We start from the raw sequence: 20,069 nt of genomic DNA on the forward strand, positions 1-20,069 counted from the left end.
CACCATGCGTGGTACCCCCAGTCCGGGACGCCCGTGCGTGGCCTTCGTCATCTGGCGGCACGGTGAGAGCAGGCGCGGCGACCCCTTGGTCGCCGCCCTCGGTCAGTCCACGCGGGCGATGCGGACGTCGACCCGCCTGACTGCCGTGCCCGCTCGGCCCAGCCTCTCCAGGAGGGCGTCGTCGCCGATCTCGACCCGAGGAGGCGGGGGCGGTGTGCTCGGGTCGGGCGTCAGCCGGGCAGCCAGGAGAGCGGGCAGGGTCGCCCGCGGCTGGTAGATGTGAGCCACACCAGGAATTGCCTCGACGAGCTCCTCGAGTTCGAGTTCGAGGGCGAGTGCGTCACGGGCGGTGTCGTCGAGGTCGTGGCTGGTCATCGTTCTTCCTCCGGGACGGGGGCTGCGCCGTCCGTGCGGATCGTGACGTCGATGCTCTCGACGTTCATCTCCGTGTGCGTCCGCAGCGCCTCCTTGACGGCCGAGCACACTGCGTCCGTCACGGCCTCCGCCGTCGCGCCGTGGTCACGGACGATGCGTGCCCACACACGGACGACGACCGGGGCACCGGGCGTGGTGACGTCACCCTCGAGCGTGCACCTCCCGATGAGGACACCGTCGACGGTGTCGCCGGCGCGGCGGACGATGCTGCGGACGGCTCCCTCGGTGATGACGGAGTTCTCGGTCTCCTTCAGCGGCGGGAGGGGGATGTCCCGGCCGGCGTGCGCTTCGAGGCTGATGTTGGTGATGATCTCGGTGATCCAGTCGTCTTCGCGCGCGTCCTCGTCGAGCGCGTCGGCCTCGAGCGCTCCGTGGGACAGCATGCGCACCCTCGTCAGGGCATCGAGGACGTTCTGGCAAGCCGGTGAGTCGTCGATCGTCGGGTCCGCCGGGGTCATCCCGGCATCGAGGTAGTCGGCGAGCTCGTCGATGGTGTGCCCGTCGAGCCGGTCGGGCTCGAGCGACAGTGTCTCGACGTCGTCGCCGCTGACACCCGCGGCCTCGAGGTCGTCGGGAAGATCGGTGGTCATCGCCATCCCTCCATCTCGCTGATCATGTTCTTGCGCGCCCGGGAGAGGAGCCCCCGGACCGTGGACACGGGAAGACCCAAGTCGTCCGCGATCTCGTCGTAGGACTGCCCGACCATCTCCTTCAGGATCCACGCCCGCCGTTGAGGGGCGGGCATCGCCTCCAACGCCAGGGTCAGCGCGTGTTCCCGCGACCGGGCCTCGACGACACGGTGCGGCGTCTCGTGCTCGGGTCCCTCGGAGTCGTGGTCGGCGATGTCGTCGTGGTCACGCCTGGCCCTGATCCTGTCCACGCACCGCCTGCTGACGATGCGCATCAACCAGCTCTTGACCTTCGAGGGGTCCTCGATCGAGGGCAGCTGCTTCCACGCCGCGACGAAGGTCTCCTGGACGACGTCGTCGACGTCGTCGGAACGACCGAGGACCCGCCGCGAGTAGGAACGCATCAACGGCCCGTACCGACGAACCAGGACCTCGAACGCCCGGACGTCACCGTGCCCGGCACGCTCGACGAGGGTGTGGTCGTCGGCGTCCGCGAGGTCGACACGGCGCGGCTGATCGGACACCCGTCAGTTCTACCCGGTCCGCGGCTCCCCGTGCCGGCAGAGAAGCGTCCGTGAGCGGGGCGAATCGCTCCCCACCACGACTCGGCCGAAATTCGTCGACGCCCGGCGTGACGAATCGCACACTCGTTGCGACCTAGTAGTGACGCGCTCCTGCTGCCCCTCGACCCGACGAGAAGCATGCGCGCTCCCCACCCGACTTGAATGAGGAACGACACCCGTGACCCTGCTCGCGCCCGCACCCACGATCCGCCCTGCCGCGCCCACCCTCACCGAGGCCGAGCCCGGCTTCTGGGTCGCCAGTACCGGCGGCGCCTTCGCCGGCACCATCGACCACCACGGCGAGCACTTCTACGTACGCGACTGCTTCAGCCAGTACCTCGGCGACTACGGCGACCTCGCCACAGCAGCCGCCCGCCTCCGCACCGACGCCAGCGTGCGAGACGCCGCGTGACGACCACACTCCCCCCGAGGGCGGCCGGCACCGGCACCTCCCCGGTGACTTGGCACGAGACGGGCCCCGGCATGTGGACGAGCCGCACCGGCAAGGACATCGCCGGCGCCGTACAGCTCGTCGGGACCTTCATCACCACGAACGCCCGCGGCGACGTGGTCGGGACGTTCGACACCCTCCCCCAGGCGCAAGCAGCCCTCGTCGCACCGCCCACCCCCTCTGGTCGGCCGCGCCCACTCGGCCGACACCGCCTCCTGCCGTGGTCTCGCCGTTGGTGATCACGACACACCTCGTGGCTGACCACGCACGCGAGCCGCGGCGCTCACCTGGTCACCAGGCCCGTAGGTACGACTCGCTGCCCGACGTTCCGCCGGCACTGATCGTCACCTATGCCCGCCGAGAGCAGCGCCGCCGCCTCTTCCCCGTCCCGATGGGGCCCACCTACGCCGACTTCTTCCTCGAGGACACGACCCGCCATGCGACTGCCTGACCCGAACATCGCTCTCACCGCCCCGATCGCCCCCTCCACCCGGCCGCCTCTGCCTGACACGGAGCAAGTGGACATGGTCGCACCACCGTCGCGTCGTCGCACCACGCAACACGGTGGTGCGACGACGCGACGGTGGTGCGACCTCGACCTCGACCTCGACCTCGACTGCGGGGCGTCGCATCGTCAGGGGCGGTGCGGCACCGCCGACTGGACGTCGCACCGCCGAAGTGGGCGGTGCGACGCTCAGTTCGCGGTGCGACCCGTGTGAGGAGGCGCGGTGCGTGCGGGCGAGGACGCGCGGCGCGAGCGGGCGAGGAGGCGCGGTGCGACCCGGGCGAGGACGCGCGGCGCGAGCGGGCGAGGAGGCGCGGTGCGACCCGGGCGAGGAGGCGCGGCGAGAGCCGGCGAGGAGGCGCGGTGCGACCGGGCGCACGAGTCCGGCACCGGCCGGCCCGGGTCAGGACGCGGATTCGCGGGCGGCGGCGTCGAGCGCGGCGGCGATGCTGTCGAGCTGGGGGAGGGCCTCGGCGATCGTCTCGTCCGTGCCCGTGGTCGAGAGGACGTACTGGTACGCCTCGCGCAGGGTGGTCGTGGTGTCCTCGCCCTGCGTGGTCAGGTGGAGGAAGAGGCTGCGGCGGTCGCCCGGGTGACGGCTGCGCGTGACCTGCCCCGACTTCTCGAGCCGGTCGACCACGGCCGTCGTCGCCCCCGTGCTCAGCAGCAGCTGTTGGGCGAGTGCTCCCGGGGTGAGCCCCGGGGCGTCGGCGACGGCGAGCAGGGCCGCCAGCTCGGTGTGGCCCATCCCGAAGACCTTCGCGGCGTGCAGCCGGTAGCGGCGGTGGGCCTCGTCCAGGGTCTGCAGCGTCGCGGCGAGGCGCCGGACGGACTCCGGGTGGTTCTCCGGAGTGGCGGGAAGGTCGGGGCTCACGACAGCAGGGTACCGAGCATCGCCCCCGGTGTCGGCACCGTTGCGCAGAACGGATGACCCAGTTCGGGGCGCGACGACCCGCTCGGGCGACCCGCTCAGGCGACCTGGTGCACGACGTAGCTCGCGACGAAGCCCAGCACCGTCACGAGTCCCGTGAGCGTCTGCGTCTTGCGGAAGGCCTCGGGGATCATCGTGTCGCAGATCATCGCGAGGATCGCCCCGGCGGCGAACGCCATGACGAACGACTGTCCGCCCTCGGGCACCCCGCCGAGCAGGGCGTACCCGCCGAGCGCGGACAGGGCGCACACCACGGCGATGCCCGACCAGAGGCCGAAGACGTACCCGGCCGACCGGCCCGACGACTTGAGGTCGGCCGTGCTCGACATGCCCTCGGGGAAGTTCGAGATCACCACGGCCACCAGCACGGCGATGCTGAGGGACCCGCCGCCCGTCAGGCTGACGCCCTGCACGGCGGTCTCGGGGACGCCGTCGAGCAGGGCGCCGAGGGCGATGCCCAGGCCGGTGCCCGAGCCGGCCGACCCGCGACGGTGGTGCTTGCGCCGGAACCCGCCGTGCTCGAGAAGCTGGTCCAGGACGACGTAGACGACGGCGCCCGCGAGGAACCCGCCGAGGGTCGGGAGCAGCCCGCCGCTGCTCGTGGCCTCGTCGACGAGGTCGAACGAGAGCGCGGAGATCAGGACGCCGGCACCGAAGGCCATGACCAGGGCGACCACCTCGCGGGGCACGGTGACGAACCACGACACCGCCGCCCCGACGACCAGGGAGAGGCCCGAGAGCAGGCCGGCGAGAGAGGCGAGGAGGAGCGGTGAGGGCACGAGGACGTGTCTAGTCCTTCCGTGCGCAGGAGGCGCGGTGCCGGTCCCGAGGACCGGACCCGCGGGGGATGGACGTGTGCCCCGGGCGCCCTGACCGGTCAGCGAGTGCTGTATGGTCAGCACATGCTGACCCTTTCGTCCCGCGTCGACGTGATGAACCGCCTGGGGCGGGCGATGGCCGACCCGACCCGCTCACGCATCCTGCTGACCCTGCTCGAGGGCCCCGGCTACCCCGGCGTCCTCGCGACGGAACTCGGCCTGACCAGGTCGAACGTGTCGAACCACCTCGCATGCCTCCGCGGGTGCGGTCTCGTCGTGGCCGCCCCCGAGGGGCGATCCACCCGGTACGAGATCGCCGACGTCCACCTGACCCGAGCACTGACCGCCCTCGTCGAGGTGGTCCTCGCGGTCGACGACGGTCTGCCGTGTCCGGACGACTCGTGCGACGTGCCGTTCTGCTGCGGGGGCGGTGCATGACCTCCGCCGCACTGTCGCCCGCGCCGATCGCCACGGCCCGTCGCCTCCTGCTGCAGCGGCGCATCCGTCTCGTCGTGGCGATCACGATCGGCTACAACGTGGTCGAGGCGATCGTCGCGATCGCCGCGGGCACGGTCGCGTCCTCGACCGCGTTGATCGGCTTCGGCCTCGACTCCGTCGTCGAGGTGCTCTCGGCCGCCGCGGTCGCCTGGCAGTTCGCGGCCCCCGACCCCGAGAGGCGCGAACGGCTCGCCCTCCGCGTGATCGCCCTCTCGTTCTTCGGTCTCGCCGCCTACGTCGGCGTGGACGCGGTCCTCGCCCTGGCCGGCGCCCGCGAACCCGACCACTCCCCGGTCGGCATCGTGCTGGCCGCCGTCAGCCTGGCGGTCATGCCGTTCCTCAGCCTCGTCGAGCGACGAACCGGCACCGAGCTCGGCTCGGCCTCCGCCGTCGCCGACTCCAAGCAGACCCTCATCTGCAGCTACCTCTCGGCCGCCGTCCTGCTAGGCCTGGTGCTCAACCTCGCCTTCGGGTGGACCTGGGCGGACCCCGTCGCAGGACTCGTCATCGTCGTCTTCGCCGTCCGTGAGGGGGTCGAGGCCTGGCGCGGCGAGGCCTGCACGACACCCGTCTCGGCCCTCACGGGCGAACGCGGAGCCGAGGCCTGCGACTGCTGCTGAACGGCCGGCCCACCGGACGCGCAGGAGGCGCGGTGCCGGTCCCGAGGACTCGCACCGCGCCTCCTGCGGTCGCCGCTCAGTAGTCGATGCGGCCCCGGCGGTCGTGGAACTCGCCGGTCGGGCCGTCGGGCCCGAGCAGGGCGAGGGCGACGGTGGCGTCCGTGCCCTCGGTCACCGTCTGGTGGCCGCCGTGCCCGTTGAAGTCGGTGGCGGTGTAGCCGGGGTCGCTGACGTTCACGCGGAAGGTCGGCAGGTTCTTGGCGTACTGCACGGTCAGGGCGATCACGGCCGCCTTCGAGGACGCGTAGGGCACCGCGGCGACGGGGTACTCGTCGTGGCCCTCGGTGCTCAGCCAGCGCGGCCAACCGACGCCCGACGCGACGTTGACGATCACGGGACGGTCGGAGCGGCGCAGCAGGGGCATCGCGGCCTGGGTGACGCGGACGAGCCCGACGACGTTCACGTCGAGCACCTCCTGCATCGTCTCGGGGGTGAGGTCGTCGACGCCGAACGACGACCCGAGGACGCCCGCGTTGTTGACGAGGACGTCGAGCTCGGGCAGGGAGGCGAGCGCCGCGTCGACGCCGGCCTGGTCGGTGACGTCGAGCTGCACGGCGTGGGCGCCGAGGGCCCGGACGGCGTCACCCGAGTCGAGGTCGCGCATGCCGGCGTACACGGTGTGGCCCGCCTCGATCAGGCGGCGGGCGGTCTCGAGTCCGAGGCTCTTGTTGGCCCCGGTGATGAGTGTGGTGGTCATGGGTCCATGCTGCGCCCGGCCCCGCCTCGGCACCCAGGCCCCGCACGACGGGAGGACTGCCGGTACCACCCTCGGGCGACCGGGCCGGGGGAGGATGGCTGCATGAGCGAGTTCGCGGACGTGTTGCGGTCGTGGCGTGACCGGGTCGGCCCGGCCGACGTGGGGCTGCCCGCGGGGGCGGGGCGCCGTGCGACGGGTCTCCGCCGCGAAGAGCTGGCGGCGCTCGCCGGGGTGAGCGTCGACTACGTCGTCCGCCTCGAGCAGGGTCGGGCGACCAACCCGTCCCCGCAGATGCTCCGCGCCCTGGCGGTCGCCCTGCGCCTGAGCGACGACGAACGCGACCACCTCTACCGCTCGGCCGGCGCCGCGCCTCCGTCGGCCGGGATCGTCCCGCGCCACGTGGGGCCCGGCGTGCAGCGCATCGTCGACCGGCTCGGCGACGTGCCGCTGGCCGTCTTCTCGGCGACCCACGACATCCTGCTCTGGAACCCCCTCTGGGCCGCGGTGAACGGCGACCCGTCGCGCCTCGTCGGGCTCGAGCGCAACCTCGTCTGGCGTCACTTCACGTCGGGCCACGAGGGCACCGAGTTCGACGCCCGGCACGAGGAGGACTTCGCGAGCGACCTCGCCGCCGACCTGCGGGCGGCGGTGGGGCGCTATCCGTCGGACCCCTCGCTCGGCCACCTCGTGTCGCGCCTGCTCGAGGCGTCGCCCGAGTTCGCACGCCGCTGGGCCGAGGCCAAGGTCGCCGAGCACCGGGCCAGTCGCAAGACCGTGACGGGCACCCCGGTCGGCCCGATCGCGATCGACTGCGACGTGCTGACCGCGCCCGGCGACCTGAGGATCGTCGTCTACACGGTCGCGCCGGGGTCCGACGACGAGGCGCGACTCGACCTGCTGCGCGTCACCGGGCTGCAGTCGATGGCGGCGACCTCGGCCGGCTGAGGCCGTGCCCGCCCGGGTCAGCCCTCGCGGGCTGCCTCGCGGGCTGCGTCCCGGGCGGCGCGAGCCCGCGCGTTGATGGCCGTGACGACCTCGGTCTTGGCGTCGGCGTAGTCGTTCATGTCGTCCCAGCGGCGGTCGAGCAGGGCCCGCTTGACGCCGGCGTACAGCTCGCGGTCGGCGGCGTCGGTGCGCAGGTGGTCGCGCAGCAGCAGGTACCCGGCGATCGCGTCGGCACCCTGCTCGTAGACGTGCACGTGGACGCTGCGCTCCGGCGTCCGCACGAGTCGGTGCCCCGGCTCGCGCACCCGCAGCTCGTAGCCCGCGGCGAGCAACGGGTCGAGGTAGTCCTCTTCCGCGGTGATGTCGGGCACCGCGACCACGACGTCGACGATCGGCTTCGCCGCGAGGCCCGGCACCGACGTGGAGCCGATGTGCTCGACGTCGACCGCGATGCCCGACGGTGCGAGGGCCTCGACGATGCGGCGTCGGTGCTCGGCGAACTCGGCCGGCCAGCGCTCGTCGTAGTCGTGCAGGGCGACCCGGACCGCCTCGGCGCCACCCACGATCTCGGTGGTCGTGACGTCGGGTCGGCGGGGCGATCGGTCGGCAGGCATCAGGAGATCCTGCCAGACGACGGAACCGGTCGACGTCGTACTAGTATCTGCGCATGCACGTAGATAAGAAGGTTTGCGGACTCGACCCGGATTCCGAGTACGTCGAACTCGCCGTCGAGGTGTTCTCGATGCTCGCCGACGCGACCCGCATCCGCATCATCCTGGCGCTTCGGAACGCCGAAGAGCTGTCGGTGAACCACCTCGCCGACATCGTCGACAAGAGCCCGGCGGCGGTGTCGCAACACCTGGCCAAGCTTCGCCTCGCCCGCATGGTGCAGCCGCGCCGTGAGGGGACGACCGCCTTCTACCGTCTGACCGACGAGCACGCGTCCGCGCTCGTCAGCGACGCCGTGAGGCAGGCAGAGCACGTCGTCGGCAACGCACCGCACCACGCAGGGGGGCAGTGAGGTGGTCGGGTACGGGCACGACCACGACCGCGAGCACGAGCACGAGCACGAGCACGAGCACGAGCACGAGCACGGGTACGGGCGCGGGCACGGGCACGGGCACGAGCCCGGGTACGAGCACGGGCACCCGAACGGCCGGGTGAAGGCCTGGCTCTACGACCTGTTCGTCCCGCACACGCACGACTCCGCCGATTCCGTCGACGACGCCCTCGAGGCGTCGACGGCGGGTGTCCGGGCGGTCAAGATCAGCTTGTTCGTCCTGCTCGCGACGACGGTGGTGCAGGCCGTCCTCGTCGTGGCCACCGGGTCGGTCGCCCTGCTGGCCGACACGATCCACAACTTCGCCGACGCGCTGACAGCGGTGCCTCTCTGGATCGCGTTCGTCCTCGGCCGGCGGGTCGCCACCCGCCGTCACACCTTCGGCTTCGGACGCGCCGAGGACCTCGCCGGTCTGTTCATCGTCATCGTCGTGGCCCTCTCGGCCGTGGTCGCCGGGTGGGAGGCGATCGACCGTCTCGTCCACCCGCAGCCCGTCCAGGCGCCCTGGTTGCTCGTCCTGGCCGGCCTCGTCGGTTTCGCCGGCAACGAGGTGGTCGCGATCTACCGCATCCGAGTCGGTCGCCGGATCGGCTCGGCCGCCCTGGTGGCAGACGGGGTGCACGCTCGTCTCGACGGGTTCACATCGCTGTCGGTCGTGCTGGGCGCCGTCGGGGTGCTGCTCGGCTTCCCCCTCGCGGACCCGATCATCGGCCTGCTGATCGCCGTGTCGATCATGGTCCTGCTGTGGGGCACCATGAAGTCCGTCGGGGCCCGCCTGATGGACGCCGTCGATCCCGACCTGCTCGACCGGGCCGAGCACGCACTCGAACACACCGAGGGGGTCGTCGCCGTGCGCGACCTCCGCCTGCGGTGGATCGGCCACCGGCTGACGGGGTCGGCGACCGTCCAGGTCGACACGCACGACCTGGTCGACGCGTCGCGGATCGCCGACCAAGCGGGCCTGCGCGTCCGCGGTGCGCTCCCGAACCTCGACGCCTTCACGATCACCCCGGCGCCGGTCGCCCGGCTCGCCCCTCAGGACTGAACGAGCGGCAGCCCTGCCGCGACCCAGGCCGCGGTGCCGCCGATCACGTCGACGGCGGTGATCCCTCGAGCTGACAGGGCCTCGGCCGCCCGGGCGCTCCGTGCGCCGCTCTGGCAGATCAGGTAGACGGCGGTCTCGTGCGGCATCTCGTCGAGTCGATCCGCCAGTTGCGAGGGGTGGAGGTTGAGCGCCCCGGGGACGTGGCCCTCGGCGAAGCGGTCGGCGGCTCTCACGTCGACCACGAGTGGTGTCGTGAGGGCGGCCAACCGGTCGACGGTGATCTGCTCCATCTCAGCCCTCGCTCGAATCCGACCAGACCGCTTTCGCGCCCGAGTCGCCGATGCGCACCGTCGTGACGATGCCGCCGATCGCGGCGACGGCGACCGCCACGGTGAGCGCGACCCCGATGATCGTGCGCGTGCCCTTCTTCAGGGTGGGATGCGGTCGCTTCGCGTCCGGGGTCAGCACGTTGTGCTGCCAGGCCCACTGCGCCACGGCGACGACGAACACGGCGATCGCCCAGGGCAACAGCGTGTCACCGAGCTGCGTGTGCGTCTCGAGCAGGGCGCTGTGGCCGACCCGCTCCTCGAGCGATTCGCCCGACGACGTCGCCAGGGGCACCGCGACGAGCGAGACGAGGGCGACGAGCGGAGTGATGACGCCCAGCCGTCGGCGCAGCCGTGCCGAGACGGCACCGGCCAGGATCAGCAGCGAGGCCGTCGGGAAGGCGACCGTGACGAGGTGCACGATCAGCGGGTGGAGGGGGAGTCCGTTCAGTTGCCAGTCCATGGTGTCTCTCTTCGGGGTCGGTGAGGTGAGGTGAGGTGAGGTGAGGGGTCAGGCGTGCCGTCCGGGCGGGGTCTCGCGACGTGCCGCCGCGGTCACCGCCGTCACCACCCCGGCGATCGCCACGAGGAAGACGAGGCTCGTCGCCGTCGGACCCAGCCCGAGTCCTCCGTCGGACCGGGCCTGCGAGAGGAGGTCGCCGAGGGACGCGCCCAACGGCCGGGTGAGTACGTAGGCCGCCCAGAAGGCGACCACCGCGCCGAGGCCGAAGATGCGGCGGGCCAGGGCGATGAGGGCGATGGCTCCCGCGAAGACGAACGCCGACGACAGGTACCCGAGGGCGAGCTGCTCGCCGAGGAGGTCGCCGACGGCGGTGCCGAAGGCGAACGTCACCAGGATCGTCGCCCAATAGAAGCCCTCTCGGCGACGGGTCGTGATGTCGTGAACCGACAGCGTCCGCTCGACCGAGTACCAGACGCCGAACGGCACGGCGAGCGCGGCGGCGAAGACGACGGTCGAGGTCCGAAGGCTCACCCCGAGTGAGTCGGTGAGGGTGTCGGTCAGCAGGGTCCCCACGACGCTGATGAGCACCACCGTGAGCCAATAGACCCAGGGCACGTACCGTCGCGTCCGGAACTGCAACACGAGAGCGACGACGAGCAGCGCCGTCATGACCACGCTGGTGACCGTGAGGCCGAGGCCGAGACCGTCGTTCAGGAAGTCGGCGAACGTCTCGCCCACGGTGGTGCAGAGCACCTTGACCACCCAGAAGGCCGACGTGACCTCGGGGACCTTGTTCAGCAGCGACCCGGGTCGGCTGATCGCCGACTCGGTGCGTTCGGCTCGTGTCGTCATGCGGACGACCCTGGCGAAGCCGGTCCCAGAAAGCGCCCAGACACCGGATCGAGGAGGCGCGGGTCGGCTCGAAACCGCCGCTGGGCGGTTTCTGGGAGAGGCGCGACGAGCCTCGGTACATGACCGAACTCGACCGACGACCCCCGGTGACGTCCCCGGGTGGACGACCCGCGCCTCCTGCGTCTCGTCTCGCTCGTCGGCCGGTCCGCCGCGACGCCGGGATCGCGGCTGCGGGTGGGATCGGCATCGTCGCGGTCGTCGCGGCGGGACTCGTGATCACGTCGGGTGCCTGGGGAGTCGCGGCAGCCGACATCGCCGTCGTCGAGGACGTCAGTGGGATGCACTCGCCTCTGCTCGACGGGGCGGCGCTGCTGATCGACCGGCTGCTCGGGCCGCAGCTCGGGGTGGCGCTCGTCCTGCTGTTCGCCGTCGCCGTGGGGGTGACGACCCGGCGGGCAGCGGAGGCGCTGACCGTCGTCGGCGTCTCGGTGCTGCCGTGGGCTGCGGCCGAGACCGTCAAGCTGGTCGTCGGACGCGACCGACCCGACCCGCGCCTCCTCGTCGACCCCCTGCTGGTCGAACCGCACTCGTTCTCGTTCCCCAGCGGCCACACCGCGCTGGCGACCGGCCTCGCCCTGGCGATCGTGCTCGTCGTGAGAGGACGGAACGGACGGCGGGGGTGGCAGCCGGTCGCCGTCGTGGCCGCGCTCGGCGTCGTCCTGGTGGCGGCCTCCCGCGTCTGGATCGGCGTGCACTACCCCACCGACACGATCGCGTCGGTGGTGCTCGGCTGCTCGGTCGTCGCCCTCGCCCTGCCCCTCTGGCGACGGATCGTCGACCGACTCGACCGACTCGACCGACCTGCCACCACACCACCCGGTGCCCTGACGGCACCCGACACCGAACGGAACGCCCCATGACCCTCTTCGACCCGCAGACGCTGCTCACCGCCCTCGGCCCCTGGGCCCTGGGCGGGCTGTCCCTCATGGTGTTCGTCGAGTCCGGCCTGCTCTTCCCCTTCCTGCCCGGCGACTCCCTGCTCGTCACGGCGGGGCTGCTGCACCAGGGCCTCGGGCTGAGCGTCGCGGTGATCGCCCTCTGCGCCTTCGTGGCCGCCGCGGCGGGTGACCAGGTCGGGTTCTTCCTCGGTCACCGCTTCGGTCGACGGTGGTTCCGGCCCGACGCGCGGGTGCTCAAGACGGCACACCTCGAGCGGGCCGAGGCGTTCTTCGCGCGGCACGGCGGCCCGGCGCTCGTGCTCGGCCGCTTCGTCCCGGTGGTGCGCACGTTCGTGCCGCTCGCGGCCGGGACCAGCGGCTACCCGTACCGCCGCTTCGTCGTGTGGAACCTCGCCGGGGCGTTCCTCTGGGCCGCGGGCATGACCGTGCTCGGCTCGCTCCTCGGCGGCCTGCCGTTCGTCGCCGACCACATCGACCTGCTCGCGATCGCGCTCGTCGCGGTGTCGGTGCTGCCCCTCGTGCTCACCGCCGTGCGACGATCGGCGGGGACACGACGGCGGAAGGAGGCCCTGGGTGACCCATCCTGATCCGCGCCCGCGCCTCCTGCTGGTCGAGGACGACCCCGCGCTGGGGCCGATCGTCGCCGACGTGCTCGCCGAGGCGTGGCGAGTCGACCTCGTCGCCGACGGTCGGCGGGGACTCGACGCGGCCCGCACCGGCGTCCACGCCGTGCTGGTCGTCGACCGACGCCTGCCCGGGCTCGACGGCACCGCGCTCGTCGCGGCCCTGCGTCGCGAACACGTCACCACGCCCGTGCTGATGCTCACCGCGCTCGGCTCGACGGCCGACCGGGTCGAGGGCCTCGACCTCGGAGCCGACGACTACCTCGTGAAGCCGTTCGAGTTCGACGAGCTGTTCGCGCGGCTGCGCGCCCTCACCCGGTCCTTCGCCGCCCACGAGGCGTGGCTCGACGTCGGTGCCGGCCGGTTCTTCCCCGAGAGCCGCATCGTGGTCACGCCGTGGTCGAGCCGGGTGGTGCTGAGCGACCGCGAGGCCGGCCTGCTGGCCGCGCTCGCCGAGCGACCCGACCACACCTTCGACCGGTCCGAGCTGTTGGCGGCGGTCTTCCCCCGCGGTGAACAGCTCGGCACCGTCGACACCTACGTCAGCTACCTCCGGCGCAAGATCGATCGCGACGTCGTGTTGACCGTGCGCGGGCGCGGTTACCGGATCGGGGCGCTGTGACCGCGCGATCCCGCCGAGCAGCGGGGCGCGGTCGACGTCGCCCCGGCGCCACCCCGAGCGTGCGGCGGCCGGACCCCGACGCGGTGGCGCTCCAGGCGGCGGCTCGGTCGGTCGGTCGTCAGATCGTGCTCGTCTCCGCCGTGGTGGTGGTGGTCGCCCTCGCACTGACGATCGCGTGGGTGCTGCACCAGACGGTGCCGACCGAGCGACTCGAGCAGGTCGCGGCGGCGCGGCGCGGCGAGGTCTTCGTGAGCGCCACCGACGTGGTGGCCGGCCTGGTCGTGCTCGGGCTCGCCGGTGTCGTCTTCGCCGGGGTCGTGAGCGTCGTCATCGCGCGGCGGGCCGTCCGACCGCTCGGCGACGCCCTGCGCCTGCAGCGTCGGTTCGTCGCCGACGCGAGCCACGAGTTGCGCACCCCGCTGGCCGTCCTCGACGCGCGCCTCCAGGCCCTCGAACGCGGGATCTCCGGAGGCGCGGTGTCGGCGGACGAGAAGGTCGCGTCGGACGTCGCGCACCTCCGGGACGACTCCCGGGCCCTGATCGACATCGTCGGCGACCTGCTGGAGGCCGCCGGGGGCGAGGACCACACCGGGGACGTCCTCGGGGCCGTCGGCGTGGACGCCGTGGTGGCCGAGGTCCTCTCGTCCCTGGCCGTGCTGGCCGACCAGCGTGACGTCCGTCTCGAGCTGGTCCCCGGCGGCGAGGAGGCGCGGGTCGCAGTGCCGCGGACGAGCCTGCGACGGTCGGTCCTCGCCCTGGTCGACAACGCCCTCGGCCATGCGCCCGTGGGGTCGGTGGTCGTGACGACCGTCCGGGTCGAGGGCCGGGGCGAGGCGGCGAGCGTGGTGATCACGGTCGCCGACCATGGGCTCGGCATCATCGGGATCGACCCCGCGCGCGTCTTCGACCGCTTCGCCCGGGCCGAGTCGCCGTCGGGCCAGACCTCGGCCCCGGTGCGTCCGAGCTTCGGCATCGGTCTCGCCCTCGTCCGCGAGATCGCCCACCGCCACGGCGGCGAGGTCCGGGTCGTGACGACGTCGGGCGCGGGCACGACGATCGAGGTCACGCTGCCGCGGGCGTCGGGCCGCATGGGTCGGGAGTAGACAGGCCGGATGGAATTCCACTTCGACGCCGACCTGTGGCGGTGGGAGAGCCGGCGAGCCTTCTACACGTTCGTCAGCCTGCCGCCCGACGTCGAGGACCACGTCCTGATGGTGGCCGGCGACCTGCTGCGCGGCTGGGGTTCCGTCCGCGTGGAGGCGCGGGTCGGCTCGTCGACGTTCACCACGTCGGTCTTCCCCCTCGGCGACGAGAACGCCTACGCCCTGCCCGTGAAGCGCGCCGTGCGCGACGCCGAGGGCCTCGGCGTCGGCGACACCGTGGGCGTCACGGTGCGCCTGCTCGACTTCTGAGCTGCCGCCGAGGTCTTGACGGCCGACACGGGCGGGGCCACGCTGTGCGTCACCACCCGTGGACCGTTCGAAGGAGAACCCCGTGGCCATGATGTTCGTCAACCTGCCCGTGACCGACCTCGACCGGGCGAAGTCGTTCTACACGGCCCTCGGGTTCACCATCAACCCGCTCTTCACGGACGAGAACGCCGCATGCGTGATCGTGGAGGAGGACCACAGCGCGTTCATGATCCTCACGCGCGAGTTCTTCCAGACCTTCACCGACCTGCCCATCGGCGATCCGACCACGGCCCCCTCGGTCGCCACCGCCGTCATGCTCGACTCGCGCGACGAGGTCGACACGACGGTCACCGCCGGCCTCGGCGCCGGAGGCACGGAGGCGCGCCCCGCGTCGGACTACGGCTTCATGTACCAACGCCAGCTGACCGACCCGGACGGCAACATCCTCGAGTTCGGCTGGATGGACCCATCGGCGGCTGAACAGGGCCCCGAGGCCTACGCCCAGCAGCAGGGGTCCGAGCAGCAGGGGTCCGAGCAGCAGGGGTCCGACCAGCAGGGCGCCTGAGGATCGAGTGGGCAGAAAACGTCCTTCGTGCGAGCCGGAAGGACGATTTCTGCCCACTCGACCAACCGCCTCCTCGGGGCGGGGCGGGGCGGGGCCGCGCGGGGCCAGGCCGCCGCTAGCGGGCGAGCGTGTCGCGGGGGTACTCGTCGAAGCGCGCGGCGTACGACCCCGCGAACCGGCCGAAGTTGCCGAAGCCCCAGCGTCGGGCGACGTCCGAGACGCGGGTCTCGTTCGGGGCCGCCGCGAGCAGTTCGTCGTGGACGCGGTCGAGGCGCACCTGGCGCAGGTACGCCGCCGGTGACGTGCCGAGGTGTTCCTTCATCGACGTCTGCAGGGTGCGGGTGTGCATGCCCGACGCCTCGGCGATGTCGGCCGGGGTGAGCGGCTCGGCGGCGTGGGCGTGGATGTACTCGACCGCGTGCCGGACGCGGGCGGCCTCCTGTGTGCGCAGGCCGACGGGCACGTCGACGGCGCGCCACGGGAACAGGTCGAGCATGGCCCGGGCGAGGGTGAGCTGGGCCTCGAGTCGCACGAGCGGTGACGCTTGCTCGGCCACGACGGCCGCGGCGCTCGACCCGACGGCGGTCCGCCAGGCCGCGACCGCCTCGGGGAGAGGGGTGACCGCGTAGTCGAACACGACGCGCTGTGACGGTCCGCCGTGGCGTTCGGCGGCGGTCCGTTCGAGGAAGTCGCTGCCGACCTGCACCATGCCGTTCCTCCGCGGGGTCGACTCGAACGAGAAGGCCTCCTCGGCCGGCATGAGGAACGGCGTGGAGCCCTCGCTCGTGAACGTGTGGCCGCGCTGGTGCAGGGTGGTGCGTCCGCTGCGGTTCCACGCGACGATGTACTGCCCCGGGAAGGGGATCTCGCCCTGCATCGGTGCACTGAACGACGAGGTCTGCATGACGAGGCGGTCGTCGCCGGCGAGCACGTACGAGTACTCGAACGGGCTGCCCCCCGACTGGGACCGGAATCGTCGGCCCCGGTAGTGCGTCTCGAGGCGGCGGGTCGCCTCGCGGAGGTCGGTGCCGCCGTCCTGGACGCGCCGGTAGGTCGACCCGCCCCCGTCGTCGCCGCCGCCCGTGAGGTCGACGGGGTGCGCGGAGACCCCGCCGGTGGGGTCCGGTTCTCCGTCGGGCGCGCTGACGTAGAAGCTCGGCATGGGGTCCTCTCGATCCGTGGTCCTGCGGCACCGCCGTGGGCGGCACACGATGGAGACGTGGCCCGAGGGCGAAACGTCACGAATTCGTCGGACTCTCCCGGTCTTCGGTGCCGCGGGACGCGGGGAAGGGGCTCGAGGTGCCCCCAGAGGACGGGCCGGCGACCGGCGGGCGGGCGGGGCCGGCGGGGTGGGGCCGGCCGGGTCGGCCGAGCGCGCCGGGCCGGCCGGACGAGCCGTGCGCAGCCCCCGACCACGAAGGAGGCGCGGTGCCCTCGCACCGCGCCTCCTCGTCCCTGGGGTGGTCGCGTCAGTCGGCCGTGGCCACCGCGACCTCGTTGGGCGTGACGTCGAGCTCGCGCGACGACAGCACCTCGCCCGTGGTCAGGTCGACCGCGTGCACGCTGTCCGTCGCCGGCTCGGTGACGTAGCCGACGTCACCCGCGACGACGATCGCGGGGTGGGCGTCCTGCCACTCGGCCGGGCCCTCCCAGGCGCCGATCACGGGCCACGACGCCGTGAGCTCGCCGGTCGCGGGGTCGAGCACGTGCACGGCGCCGTCGGTGCCGATCAGGTACGCGAGGTCGCCCGGGCCGCGGGCGACGCCCCGGAAGGTGTACTCGACGCCCTCGGGCAGGTCGACGACGTCGAGGGTGTCGGCGGTCGTGTCGATCAGGGTGACCGCGTGCAGCAGGTAGCCCTCGGCGTCGGGGTCGTCCTTGTGGTCGCCGACGACCAGCGGGCTGGTCTCGCTGACGTACGCGTTGCCCATGCGGCCGTAGGGCTGCGAGGGCGAGGCGAGCTTGGTGATCGTGCCGTCGTGGTAGACGAGCGCGCCGTCCTCGCAGCCGAGGACGACGGCTTCGTCGGCCGCGGTGCCCTCGCCGTGGACGCCCGGGCACTCGTCGCTCTGCGCGACGACCGCACCGTCGGCGTCGCGCACCTCGATGCCCGTGCGGCCGTCGGAGTCGCCGACCGTCGTGAGGAAGGTGCCGTCCTCGAGCACGACCGAGACGCCGTGGTGGGCCTCGACGCCCTCGATCGTCTCGACCGCGGGCAGCTCGCCGTCGGTGACGGCGTCGGTGAGGTCGGCGGACTCGAACACCGTGGTGTCGCTCGTGCCGTCGGCGTAGAGGATCGTCTTGCCGCCGTGCCGGACGACGTGGCCCGCGGTGTCGGCGTCGAACACGAGGTCGGTCAGGGCGGGCTCGGACGAGCTGCCGGCCGCGGTGTCGAGTACCTGGAACCCGCCGCTCGTCGTGACCATGACGTGTCGGCCGTCGCCGGCCGGGTTGAGGCGGGTGAACTCCTCGGAGTCGAACGCGCCGACGGTCTCGAGGGTCTCGCCGTCGAGCACGGTGACGCGGCCCTCGGACGAGACGGCGAGGCGGGGGCCGGACGAGGAGGCGCCGGTCGCGTCGGTGCCGCCCGTCGCGTCGGACGCGGAGCCGGGTCCGCCGGTCGAGCAGGCGACGAGGGTCGCGGCGACGCCGAGGGCGAGCAGCGTGCCGCCGGTCCGTCGCAGGTGGGTGGTGCGCATGGGTGTTCCTCTTTCTGGTGGTCGGACGCTCACGGGGAGAGTCCGGTGGCGATGCGCTCGGTGTCGACGCGCATCATGGTCAGGTAGTCGGGGGCGTCGCCGTCGGCCGCGGTGAGCGACTCGGTGAACAGTTCGACGACGTCGACGTGGACGTCCGCCTCGCTCGCCAGGGCCTGCACGAGTCGGTCGGGCGAGGACGACTCGGCGAACACGGTCGGGACGCCCGTCGTCTCGACGGCGTCGACCAGGTCGGCGAGGTCGGACGCCGACGGCGCCGCGAGCGTCGTGCCGCCGGGGATCACGGCCCCGACGACGTCGAAGTCGAACCGGTCGGCGAGGTAGCCGAAGACGTGGTGGTTCGTCACGAGTGCGCGCCGTTCGGCGGGGATCGCGGCGAAGGCGTCGACCATGTCGGCGTCGAGTCGCTCGAGCTCGGCCCGGTAGTCGGTGGTGCGCGCGGTGAGCCCCGCGGCGTCGACGCCGTCGACCTCGGCGAGCACCGGCCCGAGGGCGTCGACGACGTCGAGCATGCGGCCCGGGTCGGTCCAGAAGTGCGGGTCGGGGGTGCCGGCGGCGTCCCCGTCGCGGTAGTCGAGGACGTCGATCGCGTCCGCGGCGACGAACGAGGCCACGCCGGAGTCGACCGCCGCGTCGAGGTGCTGCTGCAGCCCCTCCTCGAGGCCGAGGCCGTTCGAGACGGCGAGGTCGGCCGCCCGCATCCGTGCCGCCTGCTGCGCCGAGATCTCGAACGAGTGCGGGTCGGCGTCCGGCTTCATCAGGGTGACGACCTCGGCCTGGTCGCCGACCAGTTCGTCGACGACGTCGCCGAGGATGTTCGTCGACACGAACACGACCGGACGGTCGTCGCCGGCGGGTGCGCAGCCGGTCAGGGCCAGCGCGGCCGCGACGGTGACAGCGGCGACGCGGGCGGCGGTGCTGCGGCTGGCGGTGGCGAGCCCGGCCCGGCGGCGGGCCGTCGACGGCGCCCTCATCGACCCGTCTCCGCGACGAAGGCCGGCTCGCCCGCCGTCTCGAAGCTGCGGGCGATCCGCGCGCCGTCGGCGGCGTCGATCTCGTACAGCCGCCCCTCGACCGGGGCCGAGAGGTACGCGCGCTGCTGGTCGGCGATCAGCGTCGGCGTCCGGCCCGCGGCGAGCGAGTCCGCGACGAGGGGCGCGGTCTCGGCGACGACCTGGCCGGTGGTGCCGTCGAGGACGAGCACGCGGCCGTCCCGGGCGAGGGCGAGGAGGCGCTGGTCGGCGTCGTCCACGGCGGTCACCGTGACCAGCGGGGTCGGTGCCGGCAGCAGCGTCCAGGCCCGGGCCCGGGTGTCGAGCAGCCAGACGCCCTCGGAGCCGGCGAGCCCGGCCACGGTGGGTCGCCCCTCCCGGTTGTCGAACGAGGTGGCCGGGGCCGCCGTGCCGCCCGACGACGGGGTCGAGCCGGCCGGGTAGGGGATGCGTTCGACGACGAGCTCGTCGTCGGCGACGGTCGCGAGCAGGGCGCCGTCCGAGCAGCCGACGACCGCCCCGACGCGGGTCGTGATCGTGCCCGAGGCGTCCGGGCAGGCCTCGCGCAGGCCCGTCTCGTCACCGTCGGCGGTGCGTCCGACGAGCGTCGTCGCCTCGCCGCGCCCCTCGGTCACCAGGGCGTACGAGCCCACGGGGACGACCATGCCGGTGCCCGGTTCGCCGTCGAGTCGGAACCGCTCCCGCAGCTCGCCCCGCGACAGCGCCTCGGTGTCGAGCAGCACGGCGTCGCCCGAGCCCGCGAAGTGGACGCCGGTCGAACCCGAGGTCGACAGGTTCGTGGTCGCGACGGTCGCCGCGCCGTCGCCCTCGACGGTGCCGAGGAGGCGCGGGTCGGCCCGGTAGTAGTGGAAGTGGTCCCCGTGGTCCCACGTCCAGACCCCGCTGTCGACGACCTCGAGGCCGCCGGTGGTCTCGGCGAACAGGTACCGCCCGTCGGTCTCCACGGCGGTGGGGGCGTCGACCGACCCGAGCTCGACGACGCCCTCGTCGAGCAGGTCGAGGTGGGCGACCGTGCCCGACGGGTCGATCGTGGTGAGGCCGAGACGGGGCTCGGCGAGTTCCTCGGCGCCCGCGACGGCGCCGTGGCCCTCGCCGCTGGCGCCGGTCTCGTCGGCCGTCGTCCCGGCGGCGGGGTCGCCGCCCGGCGAGGTGTCGGTCGAGCAGGCGGTCAGCCCGAGGGCGAGCGTACCGAGCAGGCAGGTCGTGAGGAGGGGGGATCGCATGCGGTCCTTCCGGGTGGGCGTGGGGTGGGACGGGGAG

At 72.9% G+C, this 20,069-nt stretch carries 28 protein-coding genes; 14 read left to right on the forward strand and 14 right to left on the reverse strand.

Annotated features, from left to right (window positions below):
- Window positions 1-102 precede the first annotated feature (102 nt).
- The 3 genes from ARTHRO9V_RS04905 to ARTHRO9V_RS04915 are packed head-to-tail and all read right to left on the reverse strand — an operon-like array spanning window position 103 to window position 1,588.
- The gene (locus ARTHRO9V_RS04905) at window positions 103-375 is read right to left on the reverse strand and encodes a hypothetical protein (RefSeq protein WP_159825891.1); all 273 of its coding nucleotides are present in this window, start codon (window positions 373-375) and stop codon (window positions 103-105) included.
- The gene (locus tag ARTHRO9V_RS04910; RefSeq protein WP_159825892.1) at window positions 372-1,025 is read right to left on the reverse strand and encodes a hypothetical protein; all 654 of its coding nucleotides are present in this window, start codon (window positions 1,023-1,025) and stop codon (window positions 372-374) included. The genes ARTHRO9V_RS04905 and ARTHRO9V_RS04910 overlap by 4 nt, the downstream gene beginning before the upstream one ends.
- Window positions 1,022-1,588, reverse strand: coding sequence for an RNA polymerase sigma factor (locus ARTHRO9V_RS04915; protein WP_159825893.1), 567 nt, complete (start codon window positions 1,586-1,588; stop codon window positions 1,022-1,024). Before ARTHRO9V_RS04915 ends, ARTHRO9V_RS04910 begins: the two co-directional genes overlap by 4 nt.
- A gap of 217 nt (window positions 1,589-1,805) precedes the next feature.
- Here ARTHRO9V_RS04915 and ARTHRO9V_RS04920 point away from each other — a divergent pair, with 217 nt between their 5' ends.
- From ARTHRO9V_RS04920 to ARTHRO9V_RS04930, 3 genes are read left to right on the forward strand one after another with little or no spacing between them, the layout of a single operon-like run.
- Window positions 1,806-2,039 carry a hypothetical protein gene (locus tag ARTHRO9V_RS04920; protein ID WP_159825894.1) on the forward strand — a complete coding sequence of 78 codons (234 nt, stop codon included), beginning with the start codon at window positions 1,806-1,808 and terminating at the stop codon, window positions 2,037-2,039.
- A complete protein-coding gene (locus ARTHRO9V_RS04925) occupies window positions 2,036-2,317 on the forward strand; it encodes a hypothetical protein (protein WP_159825895.1) in 282 nt (93 codons plus the stop codon). The genes ARTHRO9V_RS04920 and ARTHRO9V_RS04925 overlap by 4 nt, the downstream gene beginning before the upstream one ends.
- Before the next feature lie 14 nt (window positions 2,318-2,331).
- The gene (locus ARTHRO9V_RS04930) at window positions 2,332-2,529 is read left to right on the forward strand and encodes a hypothetical protein (RefSeq protein WP_159825896.1); all 198 of its coding nucleotides are present in this window, start codon (window positions 2,332-2,334) and stop codon (window positions 2,527-2,529) included.
- A gap of 457 nt (window positions 2,530-2,986) precedes the next feature.
- On the opposite strand, the gene ARTHRO9V_RS04935 is transcribed toward ARTHRO9V_RS04930, so the two are convergent.
- Together ARTHRO9V_RS04935 and ARTHRO9V_RS04940 are read right to left on the reverse strand one after the other, a co-directional pair.
- Entirely contained in the window at window positions 2,987-3,457 is a 471-nt protein-coding gene (locus ARTHRO9V_RS04935) for a MarR family transcriptional regulator (RefSeq protein ID WP_056046983.1), read from the reverse strand.
- Window positions 3,458-3,552: 95 nt separating this feature from the next.
- Window positions 3,553-4,293: a ZIP family metal transporter gene (locus ARTHRO9V_RS04940; protein ID WP_056046981.1), complete on the reverse strand. Its 741-nt coding sequence runs from the start codon at window positions 4,291-4,293 to the stop codon at window positions 3,553-3,555.
- A 123-nt stretch (window positions 4,294-4,416) separates the two neighbouring features.
- Here ARTHRO9V_RS04940 and ARTHRO9V_RS04945 point away from each other — a divergent pair, with 123 nt between their 5' ends.
- Both ARTHRO9V_RS04945 and ARTHRO9V_RS04950 read left to right on the forward strand, forming a co-directional pair.
- The gene (locus ARTHRO9V_RS04945; RefSeq protein WP_159825897.1) at window positions 4,417-4,770 is read left to right on the forward strand and encodes a helix-turn-helix transcriptional regulator; all 354 of its coding nucleotides are present in this window, start codon (window positions 4,417-4,419) and stop codon (window positions 4,768-4,770) included.
- On the forward strand, window positions 4,767-5,450 hold the full coding sequence (locus tag ARTHRO9V_RS04950; protein ID WP_123570690.1) for a cation diffusion facilitator family transporter: 684 nt from the start codon (window positions 4,767-4,769) through the stop codon (window positions 5,448-5,450). Before ARTHRO9V_RS04945 ends, ARTHRO9V_RS04950 begins: the two co-directional genes overlap by 4 nt.
- Before the next feature lie 76 nt (window positions 5,451-5,526).
- On the opposite strand, the gene ARTHRO9V_RS04955 is transcribed toward ARTHRO9V_RS04950, so the two are convergent.
- A complete protein-coding gene (locus ARTHRO9V_RS04955) occupies window positions 5,527-6,207 on the reverse strand; it encodes an SDR family NAD(P)-dependent oxidoreductase (RefSeq protein ID WP_056046963.1) in 681 nt (226 codons plus the stop codon).
- Between the two features lie 102 nt (window positions 6,208-6,309).
- Between ARTHRO9V_RS04955 and ARTHRO9V_RS04960 the strand changes: the two genes are divergently transcribed.
- Window positions 6,310-7,152 (forward strand): helix-turn-helix transcriptional regulator, encoded by an 843-nt coding sequence (locus ARTHRO9V_RS04960; protein WP_159825899.1) that lies wholly within the window; start codon window positions 6,310-6,312, stop codon window positions 7,150-7,152.
- Between the two features lie 17 nt (window positions 7,153-7,169).
- Here the strand turns inward: ARTHRO9V_RS04960 and ARTHRO9V_RS04965 are convergent, their stop codons facing one another.
- A complete protein-coding gene (locus ARTHRO9V_RS04965; RefSeq protein ID WP_159825900.1) occupies window positions 7,170-7,766 on the reverse strand; it encodes a GrpB family protein in 597 nt (198 codons plus the stop codon).
- 53 nt (window positions 7,767-7,819) lie between these two features.
- On the opposite strand from ARTHRO9V_RS04965, the gene ARTHRO9V_RS04970 reads away from it, so the two are divergent.
- Together ARTHRO9V_RS04970 and ARTHRO9V_RS04975 are read left to right on the forward strand one after the other, a co-directional pair.
- Entirely contained in the window at window positions 7,820-8,173 is a 354-nt protein-coding gene (locus ARTHRO9V_RS04970) for a metalloregulator ArsR/SmtB family transcription factor (protein ID WP_056046956.1), read from the forward strand.
- 1 nt (window position 8,174) lies between these two features.
- Complete coding sequence (locus tag ARTHRO9V_RS04975) at window positions 8,175-9,257, forward strand: cation diffusion facilitator family transporter (RefSeq protein ID WP_159825901.1); 1,083 nt, start codon at window positions 8,175-8,177, stop codon at window positions 9,255-9,257.
- On the opposite strand, the gene ARTHRO9V_RS04980 is transcribed toward ARTHRO9V_RS04975, so the two are convergent.
- From ARTHRO9V_RS04980 to ARTHRO9V_RS04990, 3 genes are read right to left on the reverse strand one after another with little or no spacing between them, the layout of a single operon-like run.
- Window positions 9,248-9,547, reverse strand: a complete 300-nt coding sequence (locus ARTHRO9V_RS04980; RefSeq protein ID WP_159825902.1) for a rhodanese-like domain-containing protein — start codon at window positions 9,545-9,547, stop codon at window positions 9,248-9,250. The genes ARTHRO9V_RS04975 and ARTHRO9V_RS04980 overlap by 10 nt on opposite strands.
- Before the next feature lies 1 nt (window position 9,548).
- Complete coding sequence (locus ARTHRO9V_RS04985; protein WP_159825903.1) at window positions 9,549-10,046, reverse strand: DUF2231 domain-containing protein; 498 nt, start codon at window positions 10,044-10,046, stop codon at window positions 9,549-9,551.
- Window positions 10,047-10,094: 48 nt separating this feature from the next.
- The gene (locus ARTHRO9V_RS04990; protein ID WP_159825904.1) at window positions 10,095-10,898 is read right to left on the reverse strand and encodes a hypothetical protein; all 804 of its coding nucleotides are present in this window, start codon (window positions 10,896-10,898) and stop codon (window positions 10,095-10,097) included.
- A gap of 119 nt (window positions 10,899-11,017) precedes the next feature.
- On the opposite strand from ARTHRO9V_RS04990, the gene ARTHRO9V_RS04995 reads away from it, so the two are divergent.
- From ARTHRO9V_RS04995 to ARTHRO9V_RS05020, 6 genes are all read left to right on the forward strand, one after another.
- Window positions 11,018-11,818, forward strand: coding sequence for a phosphatase PAP2 family protein (locus ARTHRO9V_RS04995; RefSeq protein WP_159825905.1), 801 nt, complete (start codon window positions 11,018-11,020; stop codon window positions 11,816-11,818).
- The gene (locus tag ARTHRO9V_RS05000; protein ID WP_043595660.1) at window positions 11,815-12,444 is read left to right on the forward strand and encodes a DedA family protein; all 630 of its coding nucleotides are present in this window, start codon (window positions 11,815-11,817) and stop codon (window positions 12,442-12,444) included. Before ARTHRO9V_RS04995 ends, ARTHRO9V_RS05000 begins: the two co-directional genes overlap by 4 nt.
- Window positions 12,431-13,102: a response regulator transcription factor gene (locus ARTHRO9V_RS05005; RefSeq protein WP_159825906.1), complete on the forward strand. Its 672-nt coding sequence runs from the start codon at window positions 12,431-12,433 to the stop codon at window positions 13,100-13,102. The genes ARTHRO9V_RS05000 and ARTHRO9V_RS05005 overlap by 14 nt, the downstream gene beginning before the upstream one ends.
- An 83-nt stretch (window positions 13,103-13,185) precedes the next feature.
- On the forward strand, window positions 13,186-14,205 hold the full coding sequence (locus ARTHRO9V_RS05010; protein WP_159825907.1) for a sensor histidine kinase KdpD: 1,020 nt from the start codon (window positions 13,186-13,188) through the stop codon (window positions 14,203-14,205).
- A 9-nt stretch (window positions 14,206-14,214) separates the two neighbouring features.
- On the forward strand, window positions 14,215-14,514 hold the full coding sequence (locus ARTHRO9V_RS05015) for a DUF1905 domain-containing protein (protein ID WP_056046945.1): 300 nt from the start codon (window positions 14,215-14,217) through the stop codon (window positions 14,512-14,514).
- Between the two features lie 82 nt (window positions 14,515-14,596).
- Window positions 14,597-15,079 carry a VOC family protein gene (locus ARTHRO9V_RS05020; RefSeq protein WP_159825909.1) on the forward strand — a complete coding sequence of 161 codons (483 nt, stop codon included), beginning with the start codon at window positions 14,597-14,599 and terminating at the stop codon, window positions 15,077-15,079.
- 115 nt (window positions 15,080-15,194) lie between these two features.
- Here ARTHRO9V_RS05020 and ARTHRO9V_RS05025 read toward each other — a convergent pair whose 3' ends face one another.
- From ARTHRO9V_RS05025 to ARTHRO9V_RS05040, 4 genes are all read right to left on the reverse strand, one after another.
- Window positions 15,195-16,241: a helix-turn-helix transcriptional regulator gene (locus tag ARTHRO9V_RS05025; RefSeq protein WP_159825911.1), complete on the reverse strand. Its 1,047-nt coding sequence runs from the start codon at window positions 16,239-16,241 to the stop codon at window positions 15,195-15,197.
- 307 nt (window positions 16,242-16,548) lie between these two features.
- The gene (gene aztD, locus ARTHRO9V_RS05030; RefSeq protein ID WP_159825913.1) at window positions 16,549-17,778 is read right to left on the reverse strand and encodes a zinc metallochaperone AztD; all 1,230 of its coding nucleotides are present in this window, start codon (window positions 17,776-17,778) and stop codon (window positions 16,549-16,551) included.
- Between the two features lie 29 nt (window positions 17,779-17,807).
- Complete coding sequence (aztC, locus tag ARTHRO9V_RS05035) at window positions 17,808-18,770, reverse strand: zinc ABC transporter substrate-binding protein AztC (protein ID WP_159825915.1); 963 nt, start codon at window positions 18,768-18,770, stop codon at window positions 17,808-17,810.
- A complete protein-coding gene (locus tag ARTHRO9V_RS05040) occupies window positions 18,767-20,032 on the reverse strand; it encodes an ABC transporter (RefSeq protein ID WP_159825917.1) in 1,266 nt (421 codons plus the stop codon). The genes aztC and ARTHRO9V_RS05040 overlap by 4 nt, the downstream gene beginning before the upstream one ends.
- Between the last annotated feature and the right edge of the window lie 37 nt (window positions 20,033-20,069).

The sequence above is a fragment of the Frigoribacterium sp. 9N genome (assembly GCF_902506305.1).
In the GTDB taxonomy this organism is placed as follows: domain Bacteria; phylum Actinomycetota; class Actinomycetes; order Actinomycetales; family Microbacteriaceae; genus Frigoribacterium.

Bases quoted from the DNA above. Each gene is read 5' to 3' on its own strand.
- ARTHRO9V_RS04905 (WP_159825891.1), bottom strand. From the start codon at position 375: ATGACCAGCCACGACCTCGACGACACCGCCCGTGACGCACTCGCCCTC.
- ARTHRO9V_RS04910 (WP_159825892.1), bottom strand. From the start codon at position 1,025: ATGACCACCGATCTTCCCGACGACCTCGAGGCCGCGGGTGTCAGCGGC.
- ARTHRO9V_RS04945 (WP_159825897.1), top strand. From the start codon at position 4,417: ATGCTGACCCTTTCGTCCCGCGTCGACGTGATGAACCGCCTGGGGCGG.
- ARTHRO9V_RS04950 (WP_123570690.1), top strand. From the start codon at position 4,767: ATGACCTCCGCCGCACTGTCGCCCGCGCCGATCGCCACGGCCCGTCGC.
- ARTHRO9V_RS04955 (WP_056046963.1), bottom strand. From the start codon at position 6,207: ATGACCACCACACTCATCACCGGGGCCAACAAGAGCCTCGGACTCGAG.
- ARTHRO9V_RS04960 (WP_159825899.1), top strand. From the start codon at position 6,310: ATGAGCGAGTTCGCGGACGTGTTGCGGTCGTGGCGTGACCGGGTCGGC.
- ARTHRO9V_RS04965 (WP_159825900.1), bottom strand. From the start codon at position 7,766: ATGCCTGCCGACCGATCGCCCCGCCGACCCGACGTCACGACCACCGAG.
- ARTHRO9V_RS04970 (WP_056046956.1), top strand. From the start codon at position 7,820: ATGCACGTAGATAAGAAGGTTTGCGGACTCGACCCGGATTCCGAGTAC.
- ARTHRO9V_RS04980 (WP_159825902.1), bottom strand. From the start codon at position 9,547: ATGGAGCAGATCACCGTCGACCGGTTGGCCGCCCTCACGACACCACTC.
- ARTHRO9V_RS04985 (WP_159825903.1), bottom strand. From the start codon at position 10,046: ATGGACTGGCAACTGAACGGACTCCCCCTCCACCCGCTGATCGTGCAC.
- ARTHRO9V_RS04990 (WP_159825904.1), bottom strand. From the start codon at position 10,898: ATGACGACACGAGCCGAACGCACCGAGTCGGCGATCAGCCGACCCGGG.
- ARTHRO9V_RS04995 (WP_159825905.1), top strand. From the start codon at position 11,018: ATGACCGAACTCGACCGACGACCCCCGGTGACGTCCCCGGGTGGACGA.
- ARTHRO9V_RS05000 (WP_043595660.1), top strand. From the start codon at position 11,815: ATGACCCTCTTCGACCCGCAGACGCTGCTCACCGCCCTCGGCCCCTGG.
- ARTHRO9V_RS05015 (WP_056046945.1), top strand. From the start codon at position 14,215: ATGGAATTCCACTTCGACGCCGACCTGTGGCGGTGGGAGAGCCGGCGA.
- ARTHRO9V_RS05025 (WP_159825911.1), bottom strand. From the start codon at position 16,241: ATGCCGAGCTTCTACGTCAGCGCGCCCGACGGAGAACCGGACCCCACC.
- aztD (WP_159825913.1), bottom strand. From the start codon at position 17,778: ATGCGCACCACCCACCTGCGACGGACCGGCGGCACGCTGCTCGCCCTC.
- aztC (WP_159825915.1), bottom strand. From the start codon at position 18,770: ATGAGGGCGCCGTCGACGGCCCGCCGCCGGGCCGGGCTCGCCACCGCC.
- ARTHRO9V_RS05040 (WP_159825917.1), bottom strand. From the start codon at position 20,032: ATGCGATCCCCCCTCCTCACGACCTGCCTGCTCGGTACGCTCGCCCTC.